Here is an 11,145-nt window from a genome sequence, read left to right on the forward strand (position 1 = left end):
ATGAACACGACCGTCGCACTGACGGCGTGACTACACCCTGTCACCTATCCGCGCAGCAGTCCCTCATTCTGGGAGAATGTCTTTCCTGGCTTGGCCTCCGGTATCGTCTCTGGGCTCGTCGTAGCTCTGGCTCTCGCTCTTCTCCAGAAGCTGCGAGCTCCACTGTTCGAACTCAGAAAGTCCGACGACAACAGGGCGAACCTGAAGTACAACGGATGGTTCCCCATCCAGCTCGGAGAGAACTGGGAGTTCGAAGAAGGCGTCGTCCTCACGACGCCAACCCCGAAAGCGCACCTTGCAGGGGACTACGTGGGCCGGGCGACGCGTAAGACAGTCGCATTTGAAAGGCTCACTCCTGGCGAGGGGGTGACGATCAGCTTCCGTCGGCTGCTTAGGTCTCGCGGTAACAGACTGGCTTCGGGCAATTGCCCCGACGTGACCACAATACGCAACAGTCGCCTGAAGTTCTTCGGGTGGAAGACCTACCGACTTGAACTGACCGCAGGAGACTGACCCTAGTTTTCGGTGACATATCCGCCTGTCCGTCTACGACGGCTGTACCGGTGGCGTCGTCAATCTGTTCAGGGATGGCTCTCCCTCGGTCGTAGCGTTCCTGACGCGTGGTCGCTTCGGCGTCACTCGTCACCGGTCACCGTCCCTCGTAGACGCTGACCCCATCTGTTTCGCGGCCTCTCGGAAGCGCTTGTCCCTGGTCCAGATTGCCGAGCCAGCGAGACGGGCCGAACCCAACAGGTGGACATCGCAGCCCCTGTCCCCAGAGCTTCTCACCTTCCCTAGGGGATCCCAGGACGAGTGCCTCTATGACACCGGAGCAGCTGAGGTATCGACGAGGATCACGCCGCCGTTCCTCGTCGCCGGGGTGGGGCTGTCGCGTCGGGATCTGAACCTCCGAGCGCCGCCAGGCGACGTGCGCTCTCCACGCGGATGAGGGACTCCAGACCTGAACTAAGAAGGGTGGCGCATCGTCTGGTGGCGTTGATTATGTTCCGTCACGCGCTGGCGGACAAGGGCCTCCGCGCGGTCTGCATCGCCAGCACTACCGCCGCGAGCACGGCGAAGACGACGCCGGTCCACATGGCGACGGCCGGGTCATCGCCGAAGAGGCTGATGGTGACCGCGCTGATCGCTGTCCCCAGGGTCACCCCCATCGTGATGACTGCGGTGTGGACGGTGCTGACGAGGTTGCCGGTGCCACCGACCTCCGCCACCCGGGTGACCAGCGCAGGGTTCATCGTCACCCCGGCCAGGCCCACGATGAGCACGGTGATCACCACCAGCGGCGAGACCTGCCCGAACAGAGCGAGCAGTATCAGTGCGATGAACAACAGTGCATGGCCGAAACGGAGGACGGCGACCGCGTGCCGGTCGGCGAAGCGTCCGACGACGAGATTGCCGATGAACGAGCAGACCCCGTAGCCGAGGAGGATCACGGTGGTGGCGTCGGACGAGAACCCTGCGGTCTGCTCCAGCAGCGGCGTGAAGTAGGAGAACGCCGCGTAGGCGGAACCGATGGTCAGCAGACTCACCAGGTACCTCGACCACAGACGGGGCGAGCGAAGGTTCCGCACGTCCTGTGCCGCGTCGTCCTGCGAGGCTGCCTCGCGGTGGGGAAGCGCGAGTGCACTGATGATGAACAGCAGCAATGCGGCCGCGCCGAGCACGTAGAAGCTGGCCTGCCAGCCCCAGCGTCCGGCGATGAAATGTGACAGGGGCAGGCCGATGACGGTGCCGACCATGATGCCGCCGAGCACGATCGACACCGCCTCGCCGATCCGGGTGGGTGAAGGTGCCAGGCGTGCGCCGAACGTGACGGAGAGTCCGAATGCGGCACCGGAGAGACATCCGGTGATGATGCGGAGCAGCGCCAGCCACCAGTACTCGTGGACCAGGGGGACAAGGATTTCGAGGACCGCGTAAGCGGCGACGACCAGCAGGAGGGAGCGCTTGGGTGGGCTGTGGCGGGCGGCGAAGGCGAGGAGGGGACCGCCCAGCGCCATCCCCAGTGCGTACAAGGACACCAGGAGACCCACCTGGCCGGTGCTCACCCCCAGGTCATCGGCGATCTCGGGCATCATTCCGGCAATCTGGAGCTCGCTCATGACGACAACGAGGATGGTCAACATGAGCAGATACAACTGTTTGGGCATCGTGTGTTCTCTTTCTGTATTCTAAAGTACAAAATGTGGGCAGACGTGTGCTCTGGTTCAGTCCATGCGGTGTGTCAGACCGTCTTCAGCGCGCTGAGGGTCAGATTAGTGATCTGACGCAGGTCCTCGGGGCCGGTTCCTGCCTGCGCGAGAACGCGGATGCCCGAGATCAGCGAGACGACCGTCAGTGCGGTCTCGCGCGGGGGCAGGTCGGCTTTGAGGCTGCCATCTCTCCGTCCCACCTCCACCGCCTGAATGAGCAGGGACGTCTGATGGGCCAGACCGCGGTCGAGGAGTTGTCCGATACGTTCATCCTGGTCGACGAGGTCGGGTGCCATCCGGGAGTTGACGACCATGCAGCCGGCGGCATGACCGTGCCGGGCTGCATCGTCCTCCTCGCCGAGGATGAGATCCATCACGGCGTCCAGTCGTTCGGCGCCCGAGAGATCCTCGTTGCTGAGGGCATCCTCCTGTCGTCCGCCGGTGTCGACGAGGTAGTGCTCCAGGGCCCGTATGAACAGTTCGTCCTTGGAGCCGAAGGTGTTGTACAGGCTGCTGCGACGCACGCCGGCGACCGAGCAGAGTTGCTCGGTCGAGGTGTCGGCGTAGCCGTGCACCCGGAACTGGGCGACTGCGGCGTCCAGGACGGCGGTTTCGCTGAACTCTCGTGGTCTGGCCATGGAGACGAGCGTAGCAGATTCTGGATGATTGAATACAAAATGGTCGGTCAGGATCGGTCTGCTGACGGCGGAAATATAACGATAGGGCAACGTTATGGTACCAACTTGCTAACAAGGTGAGCGAAATCAGCGAAGGCGGCCTACGATCTCGGGTACCCACTCACTCTATTGAAAGGACTTCATCATGGGTCTCGATGACAAGATCAAGAACTCTGCGGAAGACGCCACCGGAAAGGCCAAGGAGGCTGCCGGCGACGCGACCGACAACGACAAGCTCAAGGGTGAGGGCAAGGTCGACCAGGCCAAGTCCAGCGTCAAAGACGCCGCAGAGAATGCCAAGGACAAGATCTCCGAAGGTATCAACAAGATCACCGGCAACTGACGGTAGGCGGGAGTCCACCATGCGTACTGACAACACTGCGTCCGACACCACGAAGCGGCAACGGTCGTCTGTTGGCCTGGTTGTCACGACGGCGATCGTCGTTATCGTGGCGATTGCGCTGATCATCCTGATCGGCCAGAACACCGACCAGGTCGACATGGGCTTCCTCGGATGGGAATTTGCGTTCCCGCTGTCCGTGGGACTGGTGGCGGCGGCCATCGGAGGTGCGATCGTTGCGTTCGCACTCTCCGGGATCGTCGCTATCCGACGGAGAAAATGACGCTGCATCCCTAGCACTCGGAGCATCCGAGTGCTAGAATCCAGCGGTGCACGGAAAGTCGTGCACGCTCCGTCTTATACGGTGACGGAGCGCAGGTTTCACTTTCATTGTGGAGGTGCTTCACTGTGGCTACATTCAGCCTTGACCCGTTCACCAACATCGACACGCTGGCCCGCGGGCTTCTCGACATCACGTCGCCGGTTAACACCGGAAGCTCCCGCTCGCCCCGGTTTATGCCGATGGATCTCTACCGGCTCGACGAACACTACGTCCTCACCGCGGATCTCCCCGGCATGGATCCCGGGTCCATTGACGTCGACTTCGACAACGGAACGTTGACGATCACCGCCCAGCGCAGTGGCGTCGTCGAGGGCTCTGACAGTTCTGCCGGAAGTGCGGACCGCTCTGTCGACTGGCTTGTCAACGAACGTTTCGCCGGCAGCTACCGGCGTCAGGTGACAATCGGCGACTCGGTCGACCCGGGCGCCATCACTGCCAGCTACGACAACGGCGTACTGACCGTCACGTTGCCGCTCGCCGAACAGGCGAAGTCGCGCAAGATCGCTATCGATCACGGCACCGACAGGAAGGAGATCACCGCATAAACACATCCGGAAACAGTTCTCCCGCAGTTTCGAGTCCGTATCGGCGGGGTCGCTGAAAGCGCAGTCACTGACTGGCGCGGCGGCTCCGCCGTTCGTCATGTCCGGCAAAGGTGTCCTGGAGTAGTCCAGGCAGCGCTGCCAGGGCGGGGGGGGTGGCCTCCGCTCCTTCCTCGCATCGCTGGTGATTAGTTTGGTCGGGCCAGGACCACAGCGAGGCCGGCCGGGCTGAGAGCGGTCCGGGGCCTACAACTCGTAGCGGCGGAACGGCACAGCACGGTCCACGCCTGCCTGAGGGCCAGCATCCGAGGTGACACCGCTGATCAGGTCCCGCGGGGCGGCATGGTCGTCCAACGCGGCAAGATAGACCTTGTGCTGTTCCAGCGATGCGATGCTGCGGTCCACCGATTCATCCGACACCGCAACAGCATGCGTCGGTGCAGGTGAACCGAAGACCAGGAACTGGCTGGCCTGCCACCGGTCCAGCACCCGTCCGTCGTCCGAAGTGATGTCCGGGAACACCCACCGGTTTCCGGCGTCGCGGGCAGCATCGAGGGCGACCAGGCCGGCCACCCGGTGATCGGCCTGGTTCAACCCCCACGGCATCTCCACATCCCATCCCAGCGTCAGAACCGTGGTGGGACGGACATCCCGGATCACCGACGCCACCGCCCTCCTCAGATCCAGGGAGTGCTCGAGCACGCCGTCGGAGAAGCCCAGGATCCGCAGGTCCTCGACACCCACCTGCGAGCATGCGGAATGCTGTTCAACGGCGCGGGCGGGTCCCGTCTCAGCAGGGGCCATCGAGTCGATGCCCGCCTCTCCCGAGGTCAGCAGGAGGTACGTCACGGGTATCCCGCGGTCCGTCCACTCCGCCACGGCAGCGGACGCACCGTACTCCATGTCGTCAGGGTGGGCGACAACGCACAGCACACGCTCGCTGTCATCGAGGTGAAGAAGTTCGAGACGTTCGTCGGTCATGGTCCGGCCTCCATTACGGCAGGTAAACGTTCACGGCCAGGACGGACGGCAGACATCTTCCGTCCACGTTGTGGACATTCAAGCACGAGACCATCTCCGTGACCACCCCTTAACTCGCCGTACTTCCTGCGAAGGACCCATGAACACACGCCCCGCACGTCTGCTCCCGTACCGTCCCGCGCTCCGCCCGGTTCTCGCACCGGCAACTGCAGCGCTGGTGGCCACGTCTCTGCTGCTCGTCGGCTGCCAGGCACAAGCCGCCGAGAGCGTACCCGGCTCTGTGACAGCCACCGACGACGTGCAGACCGTCGCCCTCGAGACTCCTCGACTGGCCTCTGCCGACAACTTCCGGGACCTGGCCGGAACCGACCACGCCTACAGCACGGGCGACGGTCACCTGAAGGCCGCCTCGGTCTACCGCTCCAACGCCCTGGACATCACCGACGAGGACCTCGCCACCGTGGAAGGTCTCGGCATCTCCACCGTGATCGACCTGCGGACAGACAGTGAGATCGAGGAACATCCAGACCGCGTCCCCGAAGGCGCGGAGTACGTGCATGTCGACGTTGTCGGCGGGGCGACCACCGCCGCGAACCCCACCACGGATCTCCGGGTCGACTCTCCGGATGCCGCCGCGACCATGCTCGGTGAACTCAACCGGAGTCTCGTCACCGACGACGGTATGAAAGCCCGGCTCGCAAAGGCAGTGACTGCCGTCGCAGAAGCCGACGGTCCCGTCGTCTTCCACTGCACCGCCGGCAAGGACCGTGCCGGATGGGTGAGTGCCGTACTGCAGCTCGCCGCCGGAGTCACCGAGAAGGACGTCATCGCCAACTACCTCGCAACCAACGACTACTCGAAGGACCGTATCGACGCGACCGTCGAGCAGATCCGGGAATCCGAGGGTGACCAGGCTGCAGATACCTACCGTGTGTTGCTCGGAGTGCAGGAGGGCTTCCTGCGCTCAGGCCTGGACGCGCTGAAGGAGTTCTACGGAGACGTTGACACGTACCTGGTCTCCGGCCTGGGTCTCGACGTCTCCACGGTGCTGGCGCTGAAGGAGAAGCTCGTCGAGAAGTGACCGGTTCCGACGGTCCCGTGGTTGACTCAGGGGCATGAGCACCGAGGACTACGAGTTCAGTGACAACCGGTACCACGCCTTCGTCTCCGTGGCGGCGGAGATTCTCGACGGCTACATCGCTGCGTTGGAGACCCTCGATGACCGCACAGTCAACAAAACACCGTTGCCTGGCACGGTGAATACCGCCTTCGCACTGGTCACCCATGTTCACGGCATGGCCCACTACTGGGGTGGCGCGTTCGTCGCGGGAGAGGACATCCCCCGCGACAGGGACGCTGAGTTCCGGGCGTCGGGGACGGTGGCAGAGGCACATGTGCTGATCGAGGAGGTCCGCGGCAGGTTGCCGGGCTGGGCCCGGGTCGCCCTCACTGAGGGGATCCGTAATCGAGAGGCGACAGGGACCTCGCGCCGGGATGTGTCCGAGGTGACTCCGGAGTGGGTTCTCGAGCACATTCTTCATGAGCTTGCCCAGCACCTCGGGCATCTGGAGCTGTGCCGTGACGTGGTGACGTCCTTGCACTGACCACTTCACTATCATTATCGATAATGATAGTGTTTGGGCATGGTCTCATCGTCTTCACTTCTGCACCCGGTCCGGCTCCGCATCGTCCAGGTCCTCCGCGACGGTGAGGAGTTCACCACGCATCAGATCCGTGAACTCCTTCCGGACATCCCCATCGCCACCCTCTACCGTCATATCGCCACCCTCGTGGATGCCGGCGTCGTGGAGATCGCTGATGAGCGGCCGGTACGCGGCACCAGCGAGAAGATCTACCGCATCGCTCCCACGCTGGCCAACCCAACTGCGGAGGATCTGAAATCCCTCACACCGGACGAACTGCTCACCGTGTTCACCGTCTTCGCGTCCGGGACGATCCGTGACATGGACGCTTACCTTCACGCGGGCACCCCGGAACTCGTCGACGACCGGGTCAACTTCGCCCAGGCCGACTTCTGGGCGAGTGACGAGGAACTCGATGACTTCCTCGGGTCCGTCACCCAAGCTCTCCTGCGACTTCGGCAGAACACACAACGGGACGACCGCCGTCCACGACGGCTCACCACCATTCTCATGCCGCGTGACACCCCAGGGCAGGAGGAGTCATGACAATGCTCCAGGACAGCGCCCGAGCCACGAAGCTGACGGTGGGCTACGGAAACAACGAGGTGTTGGGCCCGGTGGACTTCGCCTTACGCCCGGGAGTCACGGCCCTTCTCGGCCGGAACGGGTCAGGGAAAACAACGCTGATGCGCACCCTGTGTGGCATCATCCCCGCCCTCGAAGGGGAGACGACGGTACTCGGATCCGAGGTTAGTGACGGTTCGCCCGTCCGCACGCGTATCGGCTACCTGGGTCACGAGTCCGCACTGGCAGCGGCGTTGACCGTGCAGGAGAACCTCCGCTTCTGGGAGTCCGTCACCGCGACCTATCCCGACGTCACCCTGCTCAGCACCGAGAAACTCGTCGACCGTTTCGACCTCGCCGACCTGATGGGAAAGAAGGTGAGGCAGCTGAGCCGCGGACAGCGGCAACGTGTCGATCTCGCACGGTTGGCCATGACAGACCCGCACTTTGTCGTCCTCGATGAGCCCTTGACCGGGCTGGACCCTGTATACGCCGCCCGCACCCGTGAACTCCTGCGCGGATGGGGCGAGGAGCGGACCGTCCTCTACTCCACCCACAGTGTTCCCGAGGCGCTCGAACTCGCTGCACGTTTCCTGGTGATCAGCGGAGCACGACTCGTCAGTATCAGCGCAGACAGCGAAGGCACAGAGGTGACGGAGCAGATGATTCTCGAGGTACTGGAGGAAGCACCATGAGTGCGACTGTCAGAGGAACAACGGCACGGAGCGCCGCGTTCGCCCGCCGAGCGTGGCAGCAGCAGCGGAGTACCGCCGTCTGGCTCGCCGCGGTCATCGGAGGACTGCTGGCAGTGCTCATCTTCGCCGGTCCCGGCGGAATGAACACCGCCGGCCTCGACGACCTCATCCCCGCACAGGGCACCGGGCTGGTGAGCGTGCACGACGGCGAGGGCGACCTCCTGCCGGTGACGACCTACCTGTTGAGCATGGCCCCGGCCATTCTGGGGATGCTGGTTGCGGTGGTCGCGACCTTGACGCTGCCGGGAGTCACCGCCGACGACATCAGTGGTGGCGGTATCGAGGTACTGCTCGCGGGGCCCGTCCCTCGCCGGGCCCTCTTCCGTTCATACCTTGGGGCTGGGCTGCTGCTCACTGCCGCGTCATGGGTTGTCGCGACGGTGGTGTTCGGAGTCACAGCGGCGGTGACCGTCCTGGTCCTCGACATGTCGGTGACGTTGTCTCCGGCATTTGTCGTGGCCTTGGTCGTCGTTCCATTCTCTATGGCTGTCTGGTCGGCCACAGCCACTCTCTTCGGGGCGTTGCTTTATCCCGGGAGCCTGGAGACGAAGGCGGGAATGAACGGTGGGCCGATCCGCCTGCTGGCGGTGCTGCCGGCGATGATTGCCGTACCGACCGTGCTTCTGCTGCCCACGTGGGTCCTGTCGGCACTCGTGCTGGTGTTGGTGCTGACCGTCGTCGCCAGCGCTGCGCTGGTAACTCTGACCGCCAGAGGTTTCCGCAGCACGAAGGTTCTCAGCACCTGAGAGGTAGTCTCGTCAGCGATGGCAACCACGAGGACAACGGCACCGGAGTTCCACCGCAGTACAGCGATACCGTCACTGGAGCTGCGGCGATCCTGCAGGGAAAACACCTGCTACCGGCCACACACCCACGACGTGCTGTCCCTCGGTCTCATCGACGAGGGGAGCTCTGTCCTCACCGGTGGGCTGACCGGTCCGGTATCGCTGGCCCCGGGCGACGTCGTCGTTATCCCTCCTGGGCACGTCCACTCCTGCAATCCGAATGCAGGACGGTGGCGGTACCAGATGACCCACCTGGACACGGTATGGGCTGATGCGCTGGTACCGACCATCGTCGGGGCAGCAGGGGTCCGGGTCCTGCGATCCCGGGAGGTCGCCAAGCAGCTCACCCGGGTCAACGATGCGATCGCCGCGGACCGCCCCGCCGCAGAGTTGGAGCGCGAGTGCCGCAGGCTCGCCGACGTCATCGCACACGCTGAGCGGGAGGCGTCGGCGACTGTTACGACCACGTCCACGACGGACACCCACCTGGCTTTGACGGAGGAGCTTGAGCCCGTCCTGCACCGGCTCCGGTACGACGAATCGACGCCAGCCCTGGATGATCTGGCGGAGATGGTGGGAATGAGCCGCTATCAGCTCATCCGGGCGGTGAAACAGGTGACAGGGTTGAGTCCGGTGGCATGGCGGCAGAATGCCCGGATTCTGGAGGCGCGGCGAATGCTGCGCTCCGGTGTGGCGATCGCCGACACAGCGAGCAGACTGGGTTTCACCGACCAGAGCCACTTTCACCGGATTTTCCGGGCGCATGTCGCCGCCACCCCCGGTGCCTACAGGGGGTGAGCGCGAGGTAGATCGCAAGATCGTACAAGACGTGACGGGTGGCTGAGCCGCACCCTTATGATCATGGACCAGTTCATCGCCGTCGCCGTCGCGCACTTCCTCGCCCTGCTGATCCCCGGTGTGGACTTCTTCCTCATCGTGCGTCTCAGTGTCACCGAAGGATGGCGGCGTGCCAGTGCTGCCTGCCTGGGCATCGCGGTCGCCAACGGCATCATCATCACCGCTGCCTTCTCCGGTCTCTCTGCGATCCAGAACCCCGCGGTTCTGGGGGTGATGCAGTTGGCTGGTGGACTGTTTCTCATCTACATCGGCGCTGCATTCCTCCGGTCTGCGAGAGGGGAACAGGCGGACAGTCTGCCGGTGCCGGACCGGAGGACGCTGACTGAGGAGACGCGCAGAACGTATCAGATGTCCTGGGCGAGGAACGTCAGCTTCGGGTTGGCGTCCGGCCTGCTGAATCCGAAGAATGCGCTGTTCTACGTCAGTCTCGCGACCGCTGTCTCCGGGGCAGGGGCGACGGCGCTGACGTTCTACGGCGTGTGGATGGTCGGGCTGGTCCTGGCGTGGGACCTGCTGGTCGCTGTCCTGTTCGGATCCGCACGGGCCCTACGCCGTCTCGGGCGCATCGTGCCGTGGCTGACACGGATCGCCGGGGTGTTCCTCGCCCTCTTCGGTGTGGTGATGGTCGTCGAGCTGCTCATCGAACTGGGGTAGCGTGCGTTAGTGTGGGGCAATGAACCATTTCACGACAGAAGAACTCCTGGAGGCCGAGCACGCGGGTTGGCAGTCGCTCTGCGAGTCCAGTGGTGGAACCTTCTACGGGCGGATACTGACCGACGACCCTGTCTTCGTCCTGGTCAACGGGATGACGATGTCCCGTGAGCAGGTCGTCGACTCGCTCGACGGCGCACCGGCGTGGGAGACGTACATGATCGAGGATGAACAGTTCATCCACCTCAGTGACGATGCAGCGGCGCTGACCTACCGTGCCACCGCGACACGGTCGGATCTTGCTGCGCCGTTCACCGCCCTGATGTCCAGCGTGTACCGACGGATAGAGGGCAAGCCGCGGCTTGCCCTCTATCAGCAGACGGCGGTCAGTGACTGAGAGCGGCGTCTACTCCTGGTTCTGCGGTGGCAGGGCGGCGATCGTCGGATGATCGGTTCCGGTGGGGCCGATACTCTCGGCCCCACCGGGCGACCCCAGTTCGTCGAAGAACGCGACGTTGTAGTCGATGTAGTCCTCCCACTCGTCCGGGAGGTCGTCTTCGTAGAAGATGGCTTCGACCGGGCAGACCGGCTCGCACGCGCCGCAGTCGATGCATTCGTCGGGGTGGATGTACAGCATGCGGTTGCCCTCGTAAATGCAGTCGACCGGGCACTCTTCGACGCACGCCCGGTCGAGGACATCCACACAGGGCTGGGCGATGACGTAGGTCATGTATCAGTTCTTGGCGGCGGCGTAGCGCTCGGCGACGTCGTCCCAGTTGAACACGTTCCACACGGC

General features: G+C 63.9%; 16 protein-coding genes and 1 pseudogene. 12 read left to right on the plus strand and 5 right to left on the minus strand.

Annotated features, from left to right (window positions below):
• The first annotated feature begins 90 nt into the window (after positions 1-90).
• Positions 91-513 (plus strand): hypothetical protein, encoded by a 423-nt coding sequence (locus tag FS507_RS16240; RefSeq protein WP_145943810.1) that lies wholly within the window; start codon positions 91-93, stop codon positions 511-513.
• Positions 514-854: 341 nt separating this feature from the next.
• On the opposite strand, the pseudogene FS507_RS16245 reads toward FS507_RS16240, so the two are convergent.
• The 3 genes and pseudogenes from FS507_RS16245 to FS507_RS16255 all read right to left on the minus strand — a co-directional run.
• Positions 855-980, minus strand: a pseudogene (locus FS507_RS16245) (type II toxin-antitoxin system VapB family antitoxin); the annotation flags it as partial.
• A 30-nt stretch (positions 981-1,010) separates the two neighbouring features.
• Entirely contained in the window at positions 1,011-2,168 is a 1,158-nt protein-coding gene (locus FS507_RS16250; protein ID WP_145943811.1) for an MFS transporter, read from the minus strand.
• 74 nt (positions 2,169-2,242) lie between these two features.
• Complete coding sequence (locus tag FS507_RS16255; protein WP_145943812.1) at positions 2,243-2,848, minus strand: TetR/AcrR family transcriptional regulator; 606 nt, start codon at positions 2,846-2,848, stop codon at positions 2,243-2,245.
• A gap of 184 nt (positions 2,849-3,032) precedes the next feature.
• Between FS507_RS16255 and FS507_RS16260 the strand changes: the two genes are divergently transcribed.
• From FS507_RS16260 to FS507_RS16270, 3 genes are all read left to right on the plus strand, one after another.
• Positions 3,033-3,230 carry a CsbD family protein gene (locus FS507_RS16260; RefSeq protein ID WP_145943813.1) on the plus strand — a complete coding sequence of 66 codons (198 nt, stop codon included), beginning with the start codon at positions 3,033-3,035 and terminating at the stop codon, positions 3,228-3,230.
• 19 nt (positions 3,231-3,249) lie between these two features.
• Positions 3,250-3,510, plus strand: coding sequence for a lipopolysaccharide assembly protein LapA domain-containing protein (locus FS507_RS16265; protein ID WP_186314735.1), 261 nt, complete (start codon positions 3,250-3,252; stop codon positions 3,508-3,510).
• Positions 3,511-3,635: 125 nt separating this feature from the next.
• Positions 3,636-4,115 (plus strand): Hsp20/alpha crystallin family protein, encoded by a 480-nt coding sequence (locus FS507_RS16270; protein WP_260853589.1) that lies wholly within the window; start codon positions 3,636-3,638, stop codon positions 4,113-4,115.
• 243 nt (positions 4,116-4,358) lie between these two features.
• On the opposite strand, the gene FS507_RS16275 is transcribed toward FS507_RS16270, so the two are convergent.
• Positions 4,359-5,093 carry a PIG-L deacetylase family protein gene (locus tag FS507_RS16275; RefSeq protein ID WP_145943815.1) on the minus strand — a complete coding sequence of 245 codons (735 nt, stop codon included), beginning with the start codon at positions 5,091-5,093 and terminating at the stop codon, positions 4,359-4,361.
• Positions 5,094-5,232: 139 nt separating this feature from the next.
• Here FS507_RS16275 and FS507_RS16280 point away from each other — a divergent pair, with 139 nt between their 5' ends.
• From FS507_RS16280 to FS507_RS16315, 8 genes are all read left to right on the plus strand, one after another.
• A complete protein-coding gene (locus tag FS507_RS16280; protein ID WP_186314736.1) occupies positions 5,233-6,174 on the plus strand; it encodes a tyrosine-protein phosphatase in 942 nt (313 codons plus the stop codon).
• Between the two features lie 34 nt (positions 6,175-6,208).
• Positions 6,209-6,697 (plus strand): mycothiol transferase, encoded by a 489-nt coding sequence (locus FS507_RS16285; protein WP_145943817.1) that lies wholly within the window; start codon positions 6,209-6,211, stop codon positions 6,695-6,697.
• 39 nt (positions 6,698-6,736) lie between these two features.
• Positions 6,737-7,282, plus strand: a complete 546-nt coding sequence (locus tag FS507_RS16290) for a helix-turn-helix domain-containing protein (RefSeq protein WP_145943818.1) — start codon at positions 6,737-6,739, stop codon at positions 7,280-7,282.
• A complete protein-coding gene (locus FS507_RS16295; protein ID WP_222121446.1) occupies positions 7,279-7,995 on the plus strand; it encodes an ABC transporter ATP-binding protein in 717 nt (238 codons plus the stop codon). Before FS507_RS16290 ends, FS507_RS16295 begins: the two co-directional genes overlap by 4 nt.
• Complete coding sequence (locus FS507_RS16300; protein WP_145943819.1) at positions 7,992-8,801, plus strand: hypothetical protein; 810 nt, start codon at positions 7,992-7,994, stop codon at positions 8,799-8,801. Before FS507_RS16295 ends, FS507_RS16300 begins: the two co-directional genes overlap by 4 nt.
• A gap of 18 nt (positions 8,802-8,819) precedes the next feature.
• Positions 8,820-9,638, plus strand: a complete 819-nt coding sequence (locus tag FS507_RS16305; protein WP_145943820.1) for an AraC family transcriptional regulator — start codon at positions 8,820-8,822, stop codon at positions 9,636-9,638.
• A 63-nt stretch (positions 9,639-9,701) separates the two neighbouring features.
• Positions 9,702-10,352 carry a LysE family translocator gene (locus tag FS507_RS16310; protein ID WP_145943821.1) on the plus strand — a complete coding sequence of 217 codons (651 nt, stop codon included), beginning with the start codon at positions 9,702-9,704 and terminating at the stop codon, positions 10,350-10,352.
• Between the two features lie 19 nt (positions 10,353-10,371).
• Positions 10,372-10,746, plus strand: a complete 375-nt coding sequence (locus FS507_RS16315; protein WP_145943822.1) for a nuclear transport factor 2 family protein — start codon at positions 10,372-10,374, stop codon at positions 10,744-10,746.
• 9 nt (positions 10,747-10,755) lie between these two features.
• Here the strand turns inward: FS507_RS16315 and fdxA are convergent, their stop codons facing one another.
• The gene (gene fdxA, locus FS507_RS16320) at positions 10,756-11,079 is read right to left on the minus strand and encodes a ferredoxin (RefSeq protein ID WP_075811641.1); all 324 of its coding nucleotides are present in this window, start codon (positions 11,077-11,079) and stop codon (positions 10,756-10,758) included.
• Positions 11,080-11,145: the final 66 nt, after the last annotated feature.

Source organism: Corynebacterium glyciniphilum AJ 3170, assembly GCF_007673095.1.
In the GTDB taxonomy this organism is placed as follows: domain Bacteria; phylum Actinomycetota; class Actinomycetes; order Mycobacteriales; family Mycobacteriaceae; genus Corynebacterium.